Raw genomic sequence first — 22,565 nt, 5'->3', positions numbered from 1 at the left:
CCGTCAGTGAGCGGCGTGGACGGTGCCATCGGCATGCACATGCAGCCCCGGTTGCTCGCCGCTTGCGGTCTGAGCTTTCAGCACACGATTGAGTGACGCAGCCGCGTTTTGCGCGAAGTAGGCGCCCGGCGTCATGCTGCCGTCATTCGCGATCACGACATGGCGGCGGTCTTGGTGCAAGACGTGCACCGAGAAGCGGTTGAACAAGTCTCCGTTCTGGCGGAACACAAATGACTCCGATCCTTCGTTGACGACTGCATCGGGAGGCACGACGAATACGTTTTCCAGTTGTTCAACCGGGACGTGAATACGTGCCCGTTGGCCGGGTCGAAATCGCCAAACAAGAAAGGTCTCCTCGTGCTTCTGGTACGATCGCGACTGATTCGACAACGGAATGAAAAAGTCGAAGGTGCGACTGTCCGGATCGATCGTGTTGGACAGGTGGCGAATCGAAAACGTTTGCTCCAGGTCGGGCCAGTTCCCCGGCGAATCGTCGGCAAACTCGATTTCGATGACGCGTCCCTGCTGCGCGGCGGCTTCCAAAAAAACGGCTTCGCGCTTGAACGCATGCCCCACGACGTACAACGATTGATGGTTTGAAAGGTCCGCAATCACTTGGCCGGCCTGAACGGTCTGCCCAAGTTCCACCGGCAACTGCTGGACTTCATAGGCAATCCACCGGTCCGGATGATCCGCAGCGATAAAACTTGCCTGAACGATCGTCCGATCGATTCCACCTGCCGCGACGCGGTCCGGTTTCCTGGGCTGCGGCGCGACGATTTCAATGGTCGAGACAAAGTTTCCCGATTCAATTTGCTCGATCTGCTCGTGTCGCAGCCCGCGTGTGAGCAACTCTTGGCGGGAAGCCTGGACTTGGGTTTGCTGTCGCTTGATCTCGTTCCTGAGCTCAATCAGACGGCTGCCCGAGACACCGCCGACGCTGGCGAGTCCGGTCACGCGATCGAGTTCTGCCTGGACAAGCGAGATTTCCTGAGTCGCCTTGAAAAGCGCCGTCTGCGTCGCCTGCAAGTACTCGCTGAACAGCTGCAACGTCACCAGGGGCTGGCCCGGTTGCACCGTGTCGCCGGGATAGACGTGAATCTGCGACACGACTCCGACGGCGGGTGACGTGACGCCGCGGTCCGAGACACCGGGGCGATCCTGAACCATGCCCGGAATCGTCACGACGCGCCAGTAGTCGGTGGGCTTCATTGCTTGGGAGACCAGATTCAGATTCTTCCTCGCTTGTGGGCTGAGTTCGAGCACCTCCAATTCGGTCGATGGCGAAATTGAGCTCCCGTCATGAGGTTGGGGCGTCGTCGGCCGAGGAAGCAGGTGGGCGCGAAACGCCCACAGCACCCCCAGACAGACCAGGACCACCGCTGGACCGGCCAGCACGCGAATCGCATTTCTTAATGACATGATTCGAAACCTCACGCGGATGCCGGACGAACGAAAACGAACGACCACCAACGGCGCAGCGGGAAGCGGTTTCGGCTCAAATCCGATGACGGATCAAACACCAATGCCGCAGAACGAGGGGAAAGAGCGTCGCAATCAGCGGGCGAGCAAACGTGCTCGCGGCTGGTCTCGCTACAACCTCAGCGCAGCGTGAAGCAGAAAGAGAGGCAACTGGCCGGTTCGTCGTTCGACGGGTGGATCGACAGCGATGGTCAACGCTGGAGCGAATCGGTCGGTTGCTCCAACAGCGACGCCTTGCAGCAACTCACGTTGAACATCAACGGGCTTGGCAGTGCAAGCGTAGTCGGAATCGGACGCCAGATAGACCGCCGTCGAATCGTGGTCCATCGGGACGTCGATCGAGTCAACGCTCTGCGATAAGAGCGTCTCGCCATGCGCCGCGTCGGTTTGGACGTGAATTCCATCTCCGTGCTGATGACCATCGGCGGCGTGGTGATGCCCGCCCACATGGATGTGTGGACGACTTGCGTGATCCGCGGGCGCAAATTCTCCCTGATGGAAATGTGCGAACGCATTTCCAAAGGTTAAAAATGGGAACAGGATGAACGCAAGGAAGTGGTTCAAACGCAACTCTCCTCAGTGGACGGACAGCACCAGTATAAGCCGCCGGTCGCATCCCGTCCAAGACCGTTTGCTTGGAATGCGGCCTTCCCTGCCGACGACTGCCCCGCCACGACGTCCTGTAGAGCCGGTGAGATTCGAAAAGAGCGATGGCAGCAGGTCGATTGCGAACCATTCCGGTCGGTGATCATTCGGCGGGGGCACGTTAACAGCGCGAGGAACGCTTGCGATACGCTGGCCCGGCATTTGCGTCGTCACAGGTTTCAAACATTCCGTCGGACGACAAGTGAGAAGGGCCTGATGAGCGAATCGAAATCACAAGCCGAAGAATATCAAGAAGACAGTCTCTCGTTGACCGGGTCGGTCGCCATGGGGACCGGCGTGATGATCGGAGCCGGCATCTTCGCATTGACCGGTCAGGTCGCCGAGCAGACGGGGGGACTGTTTCCACTCGCGTTTCTGGCCGCGGCCATCGTCGCCGGATTTAGCGCCTACTCCTACATCAAGATGGCCCAGCAGTATCCCTCCGCCGGCGGCATCGCAATGTTTCTGATGAAGGCCTACGGAAAGGGGACGGTCACAGCCGGCATGGCGCTCTTGATGTACTTTTCCATGGTCATCAATGAGAGCCTTGTCGCGCGAACCTTTGGGACGTACACGTTGCAGTTGTTCGATGCGACAGACAACCAATTCTTGGTGCCTGCCTTGGGAGTCGGGTTGTTGGTGCTGGCCTTCATCATCAATATTCTTGGTAACCAATTCATTGGGACATTCTCAACTGTCACCGCGCTGATCAAGATCGCGGGGATCGTCATCTTTGCAGCCGCTGGACTGTGGGTTTCCGGGCTGACCTTCGAGGGTGTTGGCGTATCTGAAAAATCCTCCGCTGGCGACTTTTTGTCCGCCACCGCCCTCGCGTTGCTGGCTTACAAGGGCTTTACCACCATCACCAACAGCGGCTCGGAGATCGTGAATCCGGAAAAGAACATCGGCCGCTCGATCATGATTTCACTGTCGATCTGTTTGGTGGTTTATTTGTTGGTCGCTTTTGCGGTCGCCGGGAATCTGTCAGTTTCGAAGATCATCGAGAGTCGCGACTTTGCGTTGGCAGAAGCGGCTCGTCCGGCGTTCGGCAATGGGGGAATCTATTTCACCGCTGGACTGGCAATCGTGGCGACCATCTCCGGGTTGATCGCCAGCACGTTTGCGGTTTCACGAATGCTGGCGATGCTTAGCGAGATGAACTTGGTGCCGCACCGACATTTCGGGATGCCGGGAAGCATCCAAAAACACACGTTGGTCTACACCGTGGTCTTCGCGATCACGCTGACGCTTCTGTTTGACCTGTCAAGGATCGCGTCGCTGGGGGCGATCTTTTACATCGTGATGGATATGGCGGTGCATTGGGGCGTGCTAACACGCGTGCGTGAAGAAGTCCAAGCCAATCGATGGATTCCGATCGGCGCGTTACTGCTGGACGCTGCGATTCTTGCCGCATTCGTGTGGATGAAGGCCACCAGCGACATGCTGGTCATCTGGGTTGCATTGGGTGGCATTGGTTTTGTGTTCGTCGGCGAGAAACTGTTCTTGACCTGGAACGACGAAGCCACGAACACGCGTGATCGGCGGTATTCGCCTGGACGCGAAAGAAATGCGACACCGCGAAAATGATCTGCGACACGCAAGCCGATTTAATTGCGACGTGATCGTTATTGGCGGCTCGATCGGCGAAATTTTTTTTCGCTTCGGGCAACTGTTTGGGATCCGGTAGCAATCTTTAGTGGCGATGTCTCAACCTTAGCCGTTTGCGGTCACTATGGGGGGCGCGACGTGCCACTTGAAACGCCGATCACGTTCGAACTAGTTTCCTTGGGGCACGGTCATCTCGCGATCGTGCTCGGTCATTTCGTGTTGGGGAAGGCGGCCCCTGAGTGACTTGCTACTGGATGCTTAGTAGCGGTCGGTCATCAGATGCGTCTTGTTTCTATTTCTATCCCAACGAATGCTTTCGCCTGGACGTTGAGCGAAAGGGGAGGATCGGTATGAAGGTCAGAACAGTGAAGCGTGGTTTTACGCTTGTTGAGTTGTTGGTTGTGATCGCAATCATCGGCATTCTAGTCGGCTTGTTGCTACCCGCGGTTCAAGCGGCACGTGAGGCGGCCCGCCGTATGAGCTGCAGCAACAATTTCAAACAAATCGGACTCGCCATCCACAACTACCACTCGGCGTACAAGCAGTTGCCGCCGCACGGTGGCGGAACCAAGGGGCCGCATGTCGGACGCGCGTCGAGCAGTGGACGCAACAACAATCGAATCGAGTTGTCCGCTCTGGTCGGCCTGACCGCGTTCTTCGAACAGCAAGGTCTTTGGGACCAGATCCGCAATCCGTTCCAAACGGTCGATTCGTCGGGCACGACACGGACGTATAACCCGATGGGGCCGTGGCCGGGAATGCCCTTGTCGGCGCACTTGTCGCAGGGCAATTACGACCCTTGGTTGACGGAAATTCCGACGCTGCGATGCCCGAGTGATCCGGGCGTGGGGATACCGGCATCTGGGCGCACGAACTACGCGATCTGCACCGGCGATTCCTGTGACACGGGCTTCGGCGGGGCGCTGAATCGTCTGACCGGAATTCGGCAATCTCACGGAACGCCGCCGATGTATCAACGCGTCATCGCCGCCCAACGGGGAGCGTTCGCGGTCCAGCTGGACTCCAAATTCCGAGACTGTCTGGACGGACTTTCCAACACGATCTTCATGGGCGAAATCGCGACGGACCTCGGCGACCGTGACGCCAGAACTCACCTGCTCGATTCGTCCATCAACATTGTCAACCAGGGTGGAAACCTCAACTGTCGGCAGAGCCTGGATCCGGACCGGCCACAGTTCTGGTCGGACACTCCGGCTCCCAATCGCCTGTCCGGCAGCGCGGAAGAAAAACGCGGATTCAAGTGGTCGTCGTTGTTGCCGCTGTACACGCAGGTGCTGACGATCTTGCCGCCCAACGCGGAGCTGTGTGGCAATTCGAATGCCGTGTCGATCGTCGTCGCCCCGCCCAGCAGCCGGCACCAAGGCGGCTGCCACGTCCTGATGGGCGACGGTGCGGTGGTGTTCGTGACCGATTCGATCGAAGCGGGAGATCCCAGCCGGGGACAAGTAGGCGTGCATTCACAGCACACCGATCCCAATTCTTTGCCGGGAATCGAGAGTCCCTACGGGCTTTGGGGGGCGCTCGGAACGCGCGCATCGGGCGAAGTCATCCAAGACTTCCAATGATCTCGGTTCCCGCTCGTTTGCAATCCGTCTCCCAAACCATTTTCAATCACCACGACATCATGCAAAGAAATTTAACACTCTCGTCACTGCTGCTGTGCTTGGCCTGCGTTTTCGGATGCAGCAAGGACACGCCAACGGTTTCGACCGACTCGAATGAAATCGAAGCGTTCCTGGCCGAGAATCCGGAACTGAACATCAGTATGGAAGAGCTGGATGCACAACCGGAAACCGGTGGATCCATGGAATAGACGCATCGATCAGCCTGTTGCCGCGTGAATCGGAACATCGACTCACAACGATGTTCCGTCACGCCGCAACGGCTTCGGTTCGTGAAGCTAAGTGTTCAGGGTTTTACATCATCCATCTCGCCTGCGTCCTCGGCTTCCATCGCCCGGACCGACTGTTCATAGGCTTCGATCTCGCTCAAGTCGACGCCCTCGGTCATCGACCTGGGTTCTGTATCGTCTTCGCAACCTGCCAGGGCGAAGATTGCAATCGACCATCAGACTACCCGAAGCGAGAAGGAGTTCGGTGAGAGACACCCGACGAGGAATCCGCGCACTGGGGATGACTGCCCCAAAGGCGGCCGTTGCGGTTAGGATGTACACCTTTGCGGGAAATTGTCGCATCCCGTATTCATGGGATAGAGTTCATCGAGATTCGGGGTTTCGATTGATGCCCATCGATCGGTAGCGTTCCCATTGCAAAATCTGTTGCAAAAAATCGTGTCCATGCCGCCGCTTCCACGCTTCCTTCTGGCTCTTGCCGCACTGGGGGCGATCGTCGGCGCGGCGGTCGTGTTTGTGATCGGAGCGCCGGCGGCGGACTCCGACGCCCCGCTGAAACGGCTCTCCCTCTCGGCATTGGAGCGGCGTTTGGCGACGCTTGAAGAGCAACTGACCATGCTGGCCAAACCCAGCATGCGAACCGGGGTCGGCGCGGTCGGTTTTCGCTCGATTCCGCAAGCGAGGAGCGATCACCCGGAATGGATTCAGATCTCTCTTTCCGAGGAAACATCGATCGATCAGGTGGTGCTGGTGCCGATGATCTGGCGTGACACCGCCAAAGGGTTCCGCGCCGATGGTTTTCCGTTGGAGTTTTCCATCCGTGTCGGCTTGGATCCAGATCCCGAAGGGGCGGTGGTGGCTCGATTTGACGCCGGCGAGCAACTCTTGCCGCGTGTCGCGCCGGTCGTCGTTTCCTTTCCGGCGACCGAAGCCTCTTGGGTGCGTCTGGAAGTGGCCAAGCTCTCACCACGGGGATGGGACGGCAGGCACATTCTGCAACTCTCCGAGATCCTGGTTTTCAGCGGCCTGGACAACGTCGCGCTACGACAACCGGTCCAAGTCTCTTCATCCGGCCAATTGGAGCGTGGCTTGCCCCGGCATCAAGACTACTTGGTCGACGGATTTGTTCCCTATTTGATGGATGCCCATGACGGAGAGCAGAGTTTGGCGTTCGTCAGCCGAACCAGCCTCGGGACAACGCCGGTGATAGAAATCGACCTCCGCCGATGTGTGCCGTTGACCAGCATCCATCTGCACGCGACCGAATTAAGTGACAACGTTCCGCAAGCCCTGGCAGATGATTTCGGGATCCCGCGATCGATGGTCATCGAAGGTGCGACCCGATCGGATTTCTCGGACGCCGTGCGACTGTGCGACTACCAGATGCATTCGATCTACGATGCCGGGCCGATCATCATGCGTCGGTTTCCCAAACAGCATTGCCGACACGTCCGACTGATCGTTAACGAGCCGAACACGGATTCCGAAGGTGGCCAAACGCAGGCGCGGGTCGGTTTTGCAGAGATCGAAGTGATTTCCAACGGAATCAACGTGGCGCTCGGTGCGCCCGTCACCGTCAACTTGGATCCGAACCTCACCTCCAGATCGGCGTCCACGCTGACCGATGGCAACAACCTTTTCGGACGGATTCTGCCGATTCGAGATTGGATGGGCGAATTGGCAATGCGGCACGACCTGGAAACGGAGCGGCCATGGATCACCGCGGAGTTGAAGCAACGTTACCAGCGTCAAAAGGCGATCCTCCGTTGCCTGAGCTGGTTGACCGGATTGCTCGGGTTGATCGCCGTGTCCACCGTCGTCGTCGAACGCTCCGTCCGGCAACGTGCTGTCTCTCGAACACGCGAACGGATCGCGGCCGACTTGCACGACGAGCTGGGCGCTAATCTGCACGCGATCGGCTTGCTCGGCGATCTCGCCCAAGCGGCCGCCGACTCGCCTGATCGACTGAAACCTTTACTCCGTCGGGTTCGTGAATTGACCGAGCGAAGTGGCGCCGCAACCCGCTATTGTTCCAACCTGTTAGAATCCGAGGGGTTGTTCGGCGATCTGATGGAGGACATGAAGCGGACGTCAAATCGTCTTTTGAACGATTTGGAACACACGCTGACGTTTGAAGGGGAGTGCTACGTTCGGCAACTCAAGCCGAGCGTCCGAATCGACCTGTTCCTGTTCTACAAGGAATGCTTGACCAACATCTTGAGACACTCCCATGCGACGGAGGTGATCACGCACCTGGCGGCGGATCGCAAGGGCCTGCGGTTGACGATCACCGACAACGGATGTGGTCTCGATGATTCTCAGATCAGCCGCATCCCCGGATCGCTCAGCCGTCGCGCGCGACTTGCCGGCGCCCAGGTCTCGGCCAGTCGACTCGTCGGCGGCGGAACGAACATTACCCTCAAGCTTCGCACCAAAAAGTTTGGCTTGTTGTAGCAAAAGGAAAATTGATGAGCGAAAACGTCCGCATCATGCTGGTCGAAGACAACCCGGAGTATCGGGAAGCGGTCCGATTGGCGTTGGAGCAATCGCAAGGCGTGGAACTGACCCGGCAATTCGGCACGGCGGAGGTCGCCTTGCGATCGATCCAGAAAGCCACGCCGAGCGAACAGCCCGATCTGATCTTGCTCGACCTGCGGCTCCCGGGAATGAGCGGCCTTGAAGCACTCGCGGGCTTCCGCGAATCGGCGCCCAACACCAAGGTCATCATCCTGACCCAGTCGGACAACGAGGAAGATGTGCTGCGCGCGATTGCGCTCGGGGCGTCTGGATACCTTTTAAAATCGGCAACGTTGGATGAGATCGCCGACGGGATCCAGACGGTCATGAGTGGTGGAGCGCCGTTGGACAAGGGCGTTGCCAGGTTCATCCTGGAAAGCCTGCAAGCCCGGCTCCCCGCGGACGAAGACCATGTTCATCTTTCTCAGCGCGAGCTGGAGATCATTCAGCTGCTTGCCGAAGGACTGGTCAAAAAAGAAATCGCCCGTCAACTCGGCATCGGCTACAGCACCGTCGATACGCACGTCGCACACATCTACGAAAAACTGAATGTCTCCAACGCGCCCTCGGCAGTGAACCAGGCCCATCGACTGGGGCTTTTCCACGCCAGCAAACAGTGTTCAGGAAAGTAGCGTCGCTGGCAGTAGGAGCCCTACAGCAATCAGCCATACCTTTCTGATAGAGAAGCTCGCTGGGGGTGGCGTTCGGTCCCGTAAACACCGGATGGCCAACCACCGCTGCCGAGCCGATAATCGTTCCCCCATCAATGCCGCAGTGGAGTCTCGCCAGACGGCTTCGCTCAAAACCTCGATCCCTCTCTTCATTTCGCGACTGCTAATGACTTCCATCTGTCGTCTGTTCCTGGCCACTCTTGGCCTGTTCATTTCCGGACCGCTCGCAGCGGCGCCGCCCAACATCGTGTTCGTCATCAGCGATGACCAAGGTTACGGAGACCTCGGATGCACGGGGAACCCGATCATCAAGACGCCGCACATCGACCAACTGGCGTCCGAAAGCACAGGGCTGAGTGATTATCATGTCGCCCCGACTTGTTCCCCCACACGCTGCTCGCTGCTGACCGGGCATTGGACCAACCGCACCGGAGTCTGGCACACGATCATGGGCCGGTCGATGTTGCGTGAGGACGAAGTCACGGTCGGCCAGATGTTCTCCGACGCCGGCTACGAAACGGGCATGTTCGGAAAATGGCACCTCGGCGACAACTATCCCTATCGCCCCGAGGACCGCGGGTTCACGGAGGTTTACCGACATGGCGGCGGCGGAATCGGCCAAACCCCCGACGTTTGGGACAACGCCTACTTTGACGGGTCGTACTTTCACAACGGCGAGATCGTTCCCGCGAAAGGTTTTTGCACCGACGTTTTCTTTCAGCAGGCCAACGTGTTTATCCGCAAGTGTGCCGAACAGGGAAAGCCGTTTTTTGCGTACATCTCCACGAACGCACCCCACAAACCGCTTCATTGCCCGCCGAAGTATTTGAAAATGTACGAGGGGCAATCCGATAGCATCGCCGCGTTTTACGGCATGATCACCAATATCGACGACAACGTCGGCAAGACCCGCCGGCTGATCAAAGACCTGGGAATCGCCGACGACACCATCTTCGTCTTCACCACCGACAACGGGACGGCCAGCGGGGCAAAGATCTACAACGCCGGGATGAGAGCCGGCAAGGGAAGCCCGTACGAGGGCGGCCACCGGGTCCCGTTCTTCTTGCATTGGCCCGCCGTCGGAATGAACAAACGACACGACGTCAATGAACTGACGCACGCGGTCGACATCGTCCCGACCCTGCTTGACTTAACCGGTGTGAAGAAACCGGCGGACGTGGAATTCGATGGCGTTTCGATCGCCGATCTGCTCGATCCAAAAAAGCAGATAGATTGGCCCAAACGCTTTGTGATCAGTGATTCCCAGCGTGTTCGCGATCCCGTCAAGTGGCGCAGTTGTTCGGTCATGACCGGCAAGTATCGGCTGGTCAATCGAAAAGAACTGTACGACGTGAGCTCCGACCCCGGCCAGAAGAACAACATCGCCGACCAACACCCGGAAATCGTCGCAGAGATGCGAGCGTTCTATGAACAATGGTGGGCCGAGTTGGAACCGACCTTCGCACGCACCACCGAAATCCACTTGGGGCACCCGCTACACCCGGTCGTCAACCTGACCGCCCACGACTGGATTCAGAAGGTGTATCCCCCCTGGCACCAGGGATCCATCCGCGCCGCCGACCGCACGCAAGACGGCGCCGAAAAACTGGTCCACCGCGGCCATTGGGCGGTCAAAGTGGTTCGCGACGGCAAGTTTCAGATTTCGCTGCGCCGTTGGCCGGCCGAATCGGCGGCGGCGATTAATGCCTCACTGCCCGCCGGAGAGGACGTCTCGGGTGCCACCGCAGCCTTTCGATCGGTGCCCGGAAATGCCATCGGCGCCACCCACGGAGTCCTGCGGATCGACGGCGAAGACCTGGACCGGAAACCCGTCCAAGAGGGTGCCCAAGAGGTCACGTTCGTCACCGATCTGAAACGAGGGTCGTATCAACTGGCCCCATTTTTCGAAATCAGTGAAGGCGAGCTGGGGGCCTATTACGTGATCGTCACAGGGCTCGACTGAGCCCCGTGCCCTGATCGTCCAGCTAAGAACAATTCGTTTCCCACGGACGACGGCCGTTCCGGGCCGTCGCCTGCAAAACCCCGCGCGACGGAAGGTTGACGCAAGGAGTCCGAAATTTCATGCCTCCAATTTCAATCATGCGAATTCTTGATCTCCGCAACCTCGCCGTCGCTGTTGTGTTGCCCATCGTCATTCTGACGGGCACGGCACCCGGGTTTACTCAATCGCCGGGAAAAACGGATCACTACCCTGCGTTCAGTTGGGAGACCGTCCCGGTCGGATTTCATTTCGGCAAGGACGGTCCTTTGATGACGGCGACGGAGGCCGAATTTGTCGCTTCGCATGCGAGTTTTATCTGTTTGGAGAAAGGCCACGCCGGCAAACAGTTCGATCACACCGAGGATGGGATTGAGTATGAAGCGCGACAGTTGAAACGGTTCAACCCTGACATCAAGGTGATCTTCTATTGGAACACGTTTCTCGACTACAGCATGTTTCGAGCGCACGATGACTATCAGAAGCATCCCCAGTGGTGGCTGCGAACGGTGGAGGGGAATCTGGACAAAAAGAGGGGCAACCTGATGCGTTACGATCTGTCGAACGCGGAGGTCAGGCAGTGGTGGAGTGACGTTGCCAAAAAGGCGGTCGTTGATGGCAGCTGTGATGGAGTGTTCATGGACGCCTTTCCACAAATCGTTTCCGAAGCCAATCGCGCGGTTTGGGGCGACGCGAAATACCACGCGATCCAACAGGGGCTGGTCGAAATCGTCAAAGAAACACGCGCCAAAATCGGACAGGACAAACTGATCTTTTACAACGGTATTCGAACGACACCGACGAAGCATCTTGGAAACGACTTTATCGATGACACCGATGCCGTCATGATCGAGCACTTCGGTCATTTCAACAGTGATTCCAAGGAATGCATGTTGAAGGACATTCAGGCGATGGCCGAGTCCGGAAAACAGGGCAAAATCGTCGTCTTCAAAGCGTGGCCCGGTTTTGCTTGGACCGACAACGAGGCGATGGCAATGCCCTTGGCAAGAAAAAAACAACTTGCAGCGGCGAACATCACTTTCCCACTGGCTGCGTTTCTAGTCGGTGCCCAAGAGCATTCTTATTTCATTTACAACTGGGGTTATCGCATGAGGCATGGTTGTTTGGAGTGGTATCCGGAATTGGACAAGAAACTCGGGCCGCCGCTGGCCGACGCCACGAAAACCGGGTGGGTGTTGGAACGTGACTTTCAGCACGCCCACGTTTGGGTCAATCTAGAAACAAAACAAGCCAAGATCGATTGGATAGAGAACAAGGAAACCGCCGAATGAATCTCCCACGACGAACCATCAATCTTCTGCTTGCCGCGATCACGCTGACCGTCGTGTCGGCCAGAGTTGCGACGGCATCCACCGAGGCCGATCGACCGCACGTGGTGATCGTGGTCGGCACGTTGCACTACTCACCAGAACTGACGATGCCGGTGTTTGCCGAAGAGTTGGAACGATTCGGGTTTCGCACGACCGTGGTGATGGGCGAGGGAAATCCGGAGAAGAAAACCGAAAACGTTTTGCCGGGTATCAATGTTTTAGCCGATGCCGATCTGGCGATCTTCTTCATGCGTTTCCTGAAGCTGCCCGACGACGAATTGCAGCCGATCGTGGACTACGTGCAGTCCGGCAAACCGGTGATCGGGCTGAGGACCGCCAATCATTCGTTCAAGTATCCGGCCGGGCATCCGAACCAGCCATGGAATGATGGCTTCGGTCGACGCGCGTTGGGCACTCCCTACGTGGTGCATCAAACCAGCGAAACAAATATCAGCGTCGTCCAAGAAAACCTGGACCACCCGATCATGACGCACGTGACCAAGAAACGCTGGGTGTCACCCGGAACGCTCTATTTGACGCGGCTGGAGCCAGACTGTCTGCCGTTGGTGAGCGGAACGGGAGAGGGGCGAGCACGCACACTCAAGCGAGCGTTCGGGACTGTCGAAGTGAAACCGCACGAATCGGATGTCGTCGCCTGGGCCTGGCAGAACGAGTGGGGCGGCAAGGTGTTCGGAACCTCGTTCGGGCATCCCGGCGATTTCGCCGAGGAGTCGTTTGTGCGGATGTTGGTCAATGCCGTCCATTGGGCTGTCGATCGTCCGCTGCCCCGTGCCGACCAGCAGGTTTCGACCTGGAACATCGAACGTGTCGACAAGAAGCCCCGAAAGTAGATCTGAAGCGATTTTCCATCGATCAATTCATTCGGCCCCATGCTCAGAAATCTATTTCCCGCATCGTTTTCCCTGTGGTTCTTGGTCGCTTCGCTGGCATCCGCCGAGCCGCCCATTCGACCCGGCGACCGCATCGCGATCATCGGCAACACGTTCGCCGATCAGTTGAGGATTCACGGCTACCTGGAAACGATGCTCTTGCAGCACACTCGCGAAAACCCCGTTTCGATTCGCAATTTGGGATGGGGCGGAGACATGCTGTCGGCACGTGATCGCCCGACGGGGTTCCCGACCGAGGAATCGACGCTGACCGACCATCAGACGGATGTGATCATCGCCTGCTTCGGCATGGGCGAATCCTTCGATGGCGAACAGGGCGTGGAGCGGTTTAGGAGCCAATTAAACGCCCTGATCGATTCGCACTCGGGTAAACAATACAACGGTCATTCGGCAGTCCGGCTGATCCTGGTTTCACCCATCGCATGCGAGGATCTGGGAAAACGAACACCGGACCGGGCGCGGCGGAATCGTGAACTTCAGGCGTACACCCATGCGATGCGCGAGGTGGCCGCGGACGCCAATGTCCCCTTCGTCGATCTGTTCGAAGCGTCTCGCTATCTGATGGATGAACCGGCGGGACCGAATTTGACCCGCAACGGAATCCATCTCAATCCGTATGGTTATTGGGCCATCAGCCACACGTTCTTTGATCAGTTGACGGCCGACGACCGAGTCCCCCATCAACCCAATTGGATAGTGCGGATCGATGCGGCAAGCAAGTCGGTGGAGGCTCGAGGAGTTGAGGTCATTGAATTGGAAACCGATGGGTCGAATTTAAGATTTCAGGTCAGCGAAACATCTGCACCGAGGCTGCGACCGCCGACCGACCAGCCGCTTCCGCCACAACTGGAATTCATTCGAGACACTTTGGTCGTCGAAAACCTTTCGCGCGGCACCTACCGACTGACGGTGGATGACAATCCCGTTGCTACCGCGACCGCGCAAGCATGGTCTCAAGGCGTGGCCATCGATTCCTCCCCGGCCCACCAAGCTGCCCAAGCATATCGCGCGGTGGTCAATGACAAGAATCTGCAATTCACGTACAGCTGGAAGGCACTCAATCAGGTCCACATCGTTGGCGAGCGCCGCGCGTCCCCCAGCGGCAAATCGCTGCCCAGGGAAGTGATCGAATTCAACCGACTGGCCAACGAGTTGGATCGACAGCTGAGCCGAGGGATGGAGCTCAAGACACGTTCCTGGCGTCTTTCTCGAATTTCAAAACCGAATTAGTTCTCCGATCGCGGCACGGGGTTGGTGTTAAGCCTTTAGGCGACTCCCGGTCGCTGCGTAGCAGCGACAGCGGGCGGCTAAAGCCTGAACACCAACTCGATCCACCAACAACATCGGATCATTGATGATGAAGACCATGAATCGAACTGGAAATCTGTTGCCTTGGGTCGGCTTGCTGCTGGCGGGATTGGCAATCGGACAAACGGTACCGGCACAAGACGCAACGGGCATCAAGACCGCGAACCTGAAAGGCGCGGATTTGGATTTGATCAACAATCATGATCCGCAGTCGCAGCGAGAAAACTTCGATTTACTGCCGGGTTACCAAGTCAACTTGTTCGCCGCCGATCCGATGTTTGCCAATCCGGTCCATATGCATTGGGACTCGAAAGGCCGTCTTTGGGTCGCCTGTTCGTGGGCCTATCCCCAGCTCAAGCCGGGCGAGGTTGCCAACGACAAAATCATCATTCTGGAAGACACCGATGATGATGGCGTGGCCGACAAATCGACGGTGTTCGCCGAAGGACTGTATCTTCCGACCGGGATTGAACTGGCCAACGGCGGCTGTTACGTCGCGCAATCGCCCGACATCTTTTTCTTGAAGGACACCGATGGTGACGATGTCGCCGATGTCAAGGAATTGGTGCTGACGGGGTTCGGGATCGAAGACAGTCATCACAGCATCAGCGCCTGGCGTCGTGGCCCGGGAGGCTGGATTTATTTCCAAGAAGGCATTTTTCTGCACTCTCAAGTCGAAACGCAATACGGCGTGGTGCGCAATTTCAACGGCGGGGTCTATCAATTCAACCCTCGAATGCTCAAGCTGCAACTGTTTTGCCGTGGCACCGGTGGCAATCCTTGGGGGCACGTCTTCGATCGTTGGGGGCAGTCCTTCATGGTGAACAACCCCCGGATCATGTATCTGTCCCCGGCGACGGGTAACAGCGGCGAAGCGGTTCGCGTCAAACCGCTGATCAGTACCGAAAAACAATGCGGCGGCGATCTGGCGACCGGCAGTCATGTCGGAGAAGACATCCGAGGGCAATTGTTGACCGGGCGTTTTAAGAGTCGCACGGTGGTCCGATACGAGCTGATCGAAGACGGTGCCGGGTTCAGCGCGAAAGTGCTGGCCCCGCTGATCAGCTCCAGACACCCGAACTTTCGTCCGGTCGACGTGAAGATCGGCCCCGACGGCGCCGTTTATGTTGCCGACTGGTACAACTCCATCATCAACCACGCCCAGCATGATTTTCGCGACCCTCGCCGTGATCACGACCACGGCCGCATCTGGCGGATCACCCACACCCAACGCCCGCTTGCGAAAAAGCCGACGCTGGTGGGGGTTTCCGTCGACGGGCTGATTGACCACTTGAAAAGCCCCGAAGCGTGGACGCGTCATCAGGCCCGAAAGGAGTTGAGTGAACGAGATCCAGACCTGGTGCTCGCCGCGTTGGAATCCTGGGTCGAATCGCTCGATCCCGATACCCCGGATCACGATCATCACTTGGTCGAAGCGATGTGGGCGTGCCAGAACGTCGAACGGGTCAGTGAAAACATTCTTACTCGGGTCCTTGCCGCAAGCGATGGACATGCCCGCAGTGCCGGCTCGCGAGTGATCCGGTACTGGCACGACCAGCTTTCCGATCCGGTGGGTATGATCGCCCGGGCGGCCGCGGATCCTTTCCCTCGCACACGAATGGAAGCCGTGCTGTCGGCCGGGTTCATTCCCCGTGCGGAGTCGTTTGTGGCGGCCTTGAATTCACTCGATCATCCCGGCGACCCCGTGTTGGACCTGGCACTTCCCCAGACGATGAACGCCTTGGAACGCTACTGGCGTCCGGCGATGGATGCCGGGACGTTGCAATTCGCCAAACCGAGTCATCGTGAGTTTGCCGAGCAGAACGCGGGGATCGGATTGCAGCGTCGTCTGGCGGTGTTTCTAAAGGCGAATGCACCGGCCGAGCATGACATCACCGCCATCGGGAATCAACTACGCGAGGCTGCGACCGACGACGACGTCTTGATGATTGTCGCGGCGATCAGCCAGGAAGGAGGCTTGAAGTCCGACGCGGCAACGATCGCGATGCTGGAAACGCTGCAGCAGATCGCCGATCCCGATGCCCCCCGGTCACTCAAACGCGCGTTTCGCGGATTCGAAAAACTACTCGGCCACGAGAACGAATCGATCGCCGTTCACGCTGCCGAAACGCTAGGCGAGTGGGGTGTGGCTGGTCGCAATCAGATCGCGGCAATTCAAGGTGACGCGCACCGTGCCGCGGTCAAACACGCTTTGGCCGTGGCACTCGCCAAAACCAGCAGCAAACGTTACGAGGAAACGCTGGCGGAACTCTCGCAGTCCGGTGACCTGCCGACGCGTTATGCCGCGGTGGCCGGGCTCGCCCAGGCGAATCTGGCTCGCGGAATCAACGCGGCTGCCGGACTGTTGACCGAAGATCCACAGGGAGTCGATCCGGTGCCGCTTGTCAAAACGCTCTTGCAACACCAGACCGGCGGCGAACTGCTGGGCGAAGCGCTGCGGAATATCCGACGGCAGGGTGGCGAGATTCACCCAGCGGTCATCGAGAGCGTCAGCCGATTTCATCGCGACACCGGTCTGCTTTCTGATCGTTTGGCGGAATTGTTTCGCCGGTCAGCGATGACCGATTCGCTGAGTGATCAACTGCTTGCCGAGGACCTGGAAAAACTCACCGCCGACGTAGAAGCACTTGGCGATCCGGCGCGTGGCGAGTTGGTTTACCGCCGCCAGGCCGTCTCCTGCACCCGCTGCCACGCGATCGGTTCGGCCGGTCCGGTGATCGGTCCGAACCTGGTGGCCGTGGGTGCGGCGGCGAAAACGAAGTATCTGGTTCAGTCGATTCTCGAGCCCAACGCCGCGATCGCAGAACACTACGAGACGCGGACGTTTCTACTCGACAGCGGTCAAGTGCAAACGGGCATTGTGACCTTCCGAAATGAAAACGAAGTTGTCGTCCGCGACTCGGCCGAACTCGGCAAAGAGGTGCGTCTGGACGCCGACGAGATCGAAGCCGAGGTTCCGGCGAAATCGCTGATGCCCTCGGGGCTGGCCGACCAGTTGCAAAACCGCGGCGAGTTCTTGGATCTGGTCAAGTTCCTCTCCGTTCTAGGCAAACCGGGCGCCTACGCAAACGACGAAAGTCCGGTCATTCGAAAGTGGCGCGTGATCGCGGCGACGCGTGACGCCGATCCGCCGCACGGCGATGCCAATTGGCTGCCGGCCTACAGCATGGTCGACGGAGAATTGCCGCCCGAAGATTTCCCGGCCGGGGAAACCGTCTTCGCCCGCGGTTTCGTCAATGTGCTAGTCGCCGGGACTGCTGGTTTGGAAATCAATTCCATCGATGGCCTGACGCTGTGGGTGGACGGAGAATCGGTCGACGACCTCACCGCTCCGATCCAACTGGCCAAAGGACGGCACACCGTCACCTTCGGGCTCGCTCCCGATCGACGCGAACACGGTCTGCGGGTCGAGTTGAAAGCGATCGACACCGACGTCAGATTCCAGCCCGAAGGAGGGATTTAAGTCGTGTACCCGGCCCGGCGCTGTGAAGGTCTGGCGATGGAGAGGAAGGCGGAATCGTGCGGGGCAGAACGATAACACTCCCCATCATTCCGCCCCCATCGTTTTGCCCCCATCATTCTGCCCCGAATCATTCTGCCCCGAATCATTCTGCCATCCTGCTAAGACTCCTGAACGATTAAAATGACCGCAATCTCAATTCTGATCCGTGTCATTGACCGGCAATCCGAAGGTGAAACACTGATGACCGATCAACTCCGCTGGACCTTTTTGTTTTTCCTCGTGACCGTTGCGCTGACCAGCAGTCATTCAAACGCACGCGCTGAAACAAACCAGCCGAACTTTGTCGTCATCTTCACCGACGATCAGGGCTATGGCGACCTCAGCTGTTTCGGTGCCGGGCATGTCAGCACGCCCCGGATCGATCAAATGGCGGCCGAAGGCATGAAGCTGACCAGCTTTTATGTGGCCGCCCCCGTCTGCACGCCCTCGCGCGCCGCGCTGATGACCGGGTGCTATCCCAAGCGAATTGAGATGGCCACCGGGTCTAGCTTTGGCGTGCTTTTGGCGGGAGACCGAAAGGGATTGAATCCCGATGAAGTGACGATCGCCGAAGTCTTGAAAACCGCGGGCTACACGACTGGAATCTTCGGTAAGTGGCACTTGGGGGATCAGCCACCGTTTCTGCCCACCAAGCAAGGCTTCGACGAATTCTTTGGAATTCCCTACAGCCACGACATATACCCCTATCACCCGCGGCAGGATCATTACAACTTTCCCTCGCTACCGTTATTGGAGAACGAACAGGTCATCGAGATGGATCCCGATGCCGATTTTCTGACCCGACGCATCACCGAGCGTGCGGTTTCGTTCATCCAGCGGAACAAAGACAAGCCGTTTTTCCTCTACGTTCCGCATCCCATCCCCCATGCCCCGTTGCATGTATCGCCCCCGTTCATGGAAGGCGTCTCGGGCGACATCGTCGCGACGCTGGAAAAGGAAGACGGCAACATCGACTATCGGACGCGGGACAAACTTTTCCGTCAAGCGATCGCCGAAATCGACGGGTCGGTCGGACAGATTCTCGACACGCTCAAGAGCGAAGGGATCGACGAGAATACCCTCGTCCTTTTCACCTCCGACAACGGCCCTCCGAAGAACACGCTGTTCGCCAGCCCCGGCCCGCTACGCGGCCACAAGGGAACCACGCTGGAAGGCGGCATGCGAGAGCCCACGGTCGTCCGCTGGCCGGGCAAGATCCCTGCCGGCCAGCCAAACGACCGACTCATGACCGCGATGGACTTGCTGCCCACGTTTGCCAGGCTGGCCGGTGCAACACTTCCAACCGACCGCGTCATTGATGGCAAAGACATTTGGCCGACACTGGTCGGAAACGCAGAAACGCCTCACGAAGCATTCTTTTACCATCGCGGAAACCAGCTCCAAGCCGTCCGGTCGGGGAACTGGAAACTGCACACGAACAAAGGGAAACCCACACAGCTCTACAATCTGCACGATGACATCGGTGAAAAGAACAATGTCATCAAGACGCATCCGAATGTCGTGCGGAGACTGATGGGGCACATCAAGGCGTTCGCCAAGGACATCGCCGGCAACAGCCGACCCGCTGCGTACGTCAAGGATCCGAAACCGCTTGCCAAATCGACACCGGTGAATTAGCGCACAATAAGACGGTATCACGCCGTTGATTCGGCAATTCGAATGAAACGAGGGAACACGAAATGAAGTTGGCGGTGACGATAGCAATGGGCATGGCGGGGATCGTTTTGGGGTTGGGTTCGGGACAGGCATCTGCCGATGACACGTTTGCCGGCGACGTCGCGTTTATGAAACAGCACACGCCGATCGTGTTGCTTGAGCACGGTGACGCGGCCGTCGCGATTGCGCCCGAATACCAGGGACGTGTGATGACCAGTACGTTTGACCGCCACGCCGGTCCGAGCTTTGGGTGGATCAACCGTCCGGTCATTGAAAAGGGCTTTCTTTCCGAGCAACAGCGAAAGGGCAAGCTCGAAGAACACATCTATGTCTTCGGTGGCGAGGAGCGTTTCTGGCTCGGCCCCGAAGGCGGTCAGTACGCGTTGTTTTTCAAACCGGGATCATCCTTCGAATTCTCCGACTGGACCACGCCACCGGTGATCGACACCGCAGCGTTTCAGCTGGTCAAGCAGTCCGAAACATCCGCCACATTCACCCACAAGACGGAATTGATCAATTTCAGCGGCACGAAATTCAAGCTGGGGATCGAACGCTCCGTGCGACTCTTGGCAAAACAGGATGCCTCCCAACAGCTTGGCCTTTCGATCGGTCCCGGCCTACGGATGGTCGCGTATGAGACGGACAACCAGATCACCAATACAGGCGCGGAGCCATGGAAGCCCGAGACCGGATTGCTGTCGATTTGGATTCTGGGCATGTACAACCCCTCTCCCGAGACGAACGTGGTGATTCCCGTCAAAGAAGGTGACCCGCAGACGCTGGGGCCGAAAGTCAACGACGCTTACTTCGGCAGAGTTCCCCCAGAGTATCTGCGGGTGGAAAACGGAACCGTGTTCTTCCGCGGCGACGGGACACGACGGGGAAAGATCGGGATTAGCCCACAACGATCCAAGGGCATTGCTGGAAGCTACGACGCGGCCGGCCAAGTGCTAAACATTGTCACCTACAACGTCCAAGACGCAGCGCACGGGTTCGTTAATTCGATGTGGGAGTTACAGAAAGACCCTTATTCGGGAGACGTGATCAACGCCTACAACGACGGTGCGCCCGAACCGGGAGCGGCTCCGTTGGGGCCGTTTTACGAACTCGAAACATCTTCACCCGCCGCCGCACTGGATTCCGGCGAAATGATGCGGCACGTCCAGCGGACGTATCACATCCAAGGCCCCGAAAGTGAGCTTGATCCGCTGGCAAAACAGCTGCTGGGAGTATCCCTGAAAGCTATCCAGGCCGCCTTTTAGGAGCCTACATCGTTTGCGGGTCGTGGACGAGACGGCGAGTCCATTCGCGTTGCCAACTGCGAGGACTTCTCGCGTCGTCCACTCCCGGTTACCTGAGTCTTATGGCGACTTGGAGAACGAGGGACACCACGCGATTTATGGAACAGGATGAACCTTAAAGATTCTGCTGAATCAGCTGGATCATCGTTTGTGGCGATCCGACGGCTCCGACCGTGCTCGTTTTCGGAAACAGCAACTTGGGAATCTTCCCCGCTCCGGCTTTCTGATACAGCGCGACGTGCCGTTGGAGGTAGTCGGCGGGAACAGGACCGCGGAGAACTTTTTCAAGTTCGTCGCGGTCCACGATCGTCGCTGCCTTGGATTTGGCGGTCACGTGATTCGGCGTCGACTCGAACAGGTAGTCGTGGAACTGCGCAAATTTGTCCTTGTCGACCGTCCACACGGCGATCGCAAGTTTCGCGATCTCGCACGCTTCTTGATGGCTGGCGTGCGTCGATCGGATGGTCGGATTACACTTTCCGTCCAGCGGCACCGGCAATGTGATCACGGCCAGCCGGTCGCCGAAGTGCTTTTTTGCCTCGCTGAGCGACCGGTGCGTTTGTTGACAGTGGGGACAGGTGTAATCGAATAGTTCGACGAACACCATCTCCGCGTCGGGTTTTCCGATCAGCGGCCACTCGGTCGTCGCCAACTTGACGCCGCCGAGCACGCTGGCGGTGGTGCGTTGCGGTTCGGATTGCCCCGGCCCGGTCACTTGTCCGCCCAGTAACATCGCCGGGTTTGCAATCGCCGTCAGCGCACCGGTCAACTCTGTCGTCCAATCGGCAACCCAGACAGCCGCGGCCGGTTGAATGCTTGATGTTTGCGTCGTCGCAGATGCCGGCGGAGCAAAGAGGTCCCCTTCGGCATCGTTCACCGCGCCGGTCGACGACTCGACGGCGGCCGGTCCGTCCGCGTGATCGATCACTTCATACGTCGGCGGTGGTTCGGTGCCGAGTTGCAGAGCGGCCAAGGCAGCGACCGACAGAACCGCGGCGCTCGCATTCCAGCGCAACGCCCGTCCGGTGATCGGCAGACGCCACAAGAAAACGCCTGCCAACACCAAGCCCGCCGCATGGGCGACCAAGCAGTACGGGCACAGTTGGCCGAGCGCAAAGATTTGCAGCCCCACGAACCAGATCGCGGCGGCCCCGGCGGTCAGACTCGTCAGTCCGACGGCATTCCAGCGAACCGACTGCATCGAATCCGTTGGGGGACGCGACAACAGCAAACTGAGAACCACCGCGTGCGTCACAACGGCCGGAATGCTGACCGGCACCGACAGCACACTCGACCAACGACTGTGCAGCACGTGGCTGCAATCGAACACGCTACCGCCACTGCAACCGGCGACCGGCGATGACGTCAGTGAAGACCAAGCCAAATACCCGCTCGTCAGCATCGCGACGGCGCTGGACAACAACATCGTCCACCAAGCCACTGTGCCGATCCCCGCAGCCGCGCCCGGGGCGACGGCCCTCGCCGCGGAGGGGCGGGAAGCGAGATGCGATTGAACCGACGGGAGGAAATTGGCGGTGGACATTGGCGTTCCAGGGGCGAGGTGACGGATCCAGTTGTGTTGCCGATTCGCTTCAGCAGTTTTGATGCCAATCGGATAAAATCCGCGCCATCACAACCTCATGCCTCCTCCCACCATTCAGCTCCGCCCCGCCGCCCGAGACGTGCTGGTGTCTTTCCGGCCAGCCTGGTTCCCGCCCA

The 22,565-nt window shown here is 58.5% G+C and carries 15 protein-coding genes; 12 read left to right on the top strand and 3 right to left on the bottom strand.

Annotation, left to right across the window (positions count from 1 at the left end):
• Window positions 1–3: 3 nt before the first annotated feature.
• Window positions 4–1,422 (bottom strand): efflux RND transporter periplasmic adaptor subunit, encoded by a 1,419-nt coding sequence (locus H1B37_RS21115; protein ID WP_182868628.1) that lies wholly within the window; start codon window positions 1,420–1,422, stop codon window positions 4–6.
• A 171-nt stretch (window positions 1,423–1,593) separates the two neighbouring features.
• On the bottom strand, window positions 1,594–2,046 hold the full coding sequence (locus tag H1B37_RS21110) for a hypothetical protein (protein ID WP_182868627.1): 453 nt from the start codon (window positions 2,044–2,046) through the stop codon (window positions 1,594–1,596).
• 297 nt (window positions 2,047–2,343) lie between these two features.
• Between H1B37_RS21110 and H1B37_RS21105 the strand changes: the two genes are divergently transcribed.
• From H1B37_RS21105 to H1B37_RS21050, 12 genes are all read left to right on the top strand, one after another.
• Window positions 2,344–3,714, top strand: coding sequence for an APC family permease (locus H1B37_RS21105; protein WP_182868626.1), 1,371 nt, complete (start codon window positions 2,344–2,346; stop codon window positions 3,712–3,714).
• A 371-nt stretch (window positions 3,715–4,085) separates the two neighbouring features.
• Window positions 4,086–5,321 (top strand): DUF1559 family PulG-like putative transporter, encoded by a 1,236-nt coding sequence (locus H1B37_RS21100; RefSeq protein WP_182868625.1) that lies wholly within the window; start codon window positions 4,086–4,088, stop codon window positions 5,319–5,321.
• On the top strand, window positions 5,318–5,569 hold the full coding sequence (locus H1B37_RS21095; RefSeq protein WP_286177973.1) for a hypothetical protein: 252 nt from the start codon (window positions 5,318–5,320) through the stop codon (window positions 5,567–5,569). The genes H1B37_RS21100 and H1B37_RS21095 overlap by 4 nt, the downstream gene beginning before the upstream one ends.
• A gap of 483 nt (window positions 5,570–6,052) precedes the next feature.
• Window positions 6,053–8,062 carry a histidine kinase gene (locus H1B37_RS21090; RefSeq protein ID WP_286177972.1) on the top strand — a complete coding sequence of 670 codons (2,010 nt, stop codon included), beginning with the start codon at window positions 6,053–6,055 and terminating at the stop codon, window positions 8,060–8,062.
• Between the two features lie 14 nt (window positions 8,063–8,076).
• Window positions 8,077–8,757: a response regulator gene (locus tag H1B37_RS21085; protein WP_182868624.1), complete on the top strand. Its 681-nt coding sequence runs from the start codon at window positions 8,077–8,079 to the stop codon at window positions 8,755–8,757.
• A gap of 205 nt (window positions 8,758–8,962) precedes the next feature.
• Window positions 8,963–10,759: an arylsulfatase gene (locus H1B37_RS21080; protein WP_182868623.1), complete on the top strand. Its 1,797-nt coding sequence runs from the start codon at window positions 8,963–8,965 to the stop codon at window positions 10,757–10,759.
• A gap of 137 nt (window positions 10,760–10,896) precedes the next feature.
• Entirely contained in the window at window positions 10,897–12,087 is a 1,191-nt protein-coding gene (locus H1B37_RS21075) for a putative glycoside hydrolase (protein WP_182868622.1), read from the top strand.
• On the top strand, window positions 12,084–12,977 hold the full coding sequence (locus H1B37_RS21070; RefSeq protein WP_182868621.1) for a ThuA domain-containing protein: 894 nt from the start codon (window positions 12,084–12,086) through the stop codon (window positions 12,975–12,977). Before H1B37_RS21075 ends, H1B37_RS21070 begins: the two co-directional genes overlap by 4 nt.
• A 39-nt stretch (window positions 12,978–13,016) precedes the next feature.
• Window positions 13,017–14,267 (top strand): SGNH/GDSL hydrolase family protein, encoded by a 1,251-nt coding sequence (locus H1B37_RS21065; RefSeq protein ID WP_182868620.1) that lies wholly within the window; start codon window positions 13,017–13,019, stop codon window positions 14,265–14,267.
• Window positions 14,268–14,403: 136 nt separating this feature from the next.
• Complete coding sequence (locus H1B37_RS21060) at window positions 14,404–17,829, top strand: PVC-type heme-binding CxxCH protein (protein WP_286177971.1); 3,426 nt, start codon at window positions 14,404–14,406, stop codon at window positions 17,827–17,829.
• Window positions 17,830–18,009: 180 nt separating this feature from the next.
• Window positions 18,010–19,506: a sulfatase family protein gene (locus tag H1B37_RS21055; RefSeq protein ID WP_182868618.1), complete on the top strand. Its 1,497-nt coding sequence runs from the start codon at window positions 18,010–18,012 to the stop codon at window positions 19,504–19,506.
• Window positions 19,507–19,568: 62 nt separating this feature from the next.
• Complete coding sequence (locus H1B37_RS21050; protein WP_182868617.1) at window positions 19,569–20,807, top strand: DUF6786 family protein; 1,239 nt, start codon at window positions 19,569–19,571, stop codon at window positions 20,805–20,807.
• A gap of 154 nt (window positions 20,808–20,961) precedes the next feature.
• Here H1B37_RS21050 and H1B37_RS21045 read toward each other — a convergent pair whose 3' ends face one another.
• The gene (locus tag H1B37_RS21045) at window positions 20,962–22,389 is read right to left on the bottom strand and encodes a vitamin K epoxide reductase family protein (protein WP_286177970.1); all 1,428 of its coding nucleotides are present in this window, start codon (window positions 22,387–22,389) and stop codon (window positions 20,962–20,964) included.
• Between the last annotated feature and the right edge of the window lie 176 nt (window positions 22,390–22,565).

The organism is Stieleria mannarensis (assembly GCF_014154935.1).
Classification (GTDB): Bacteria; Planctomycetota; Planctomycetia; order Pirellulales; family Pirellulaceae; genus Stieleria; species Stieleria mannarensis.
Note: the sequence above shows the minus strand (reverse complement) of the source record. Positions and strands in the feature narration are given on the sequence as shown.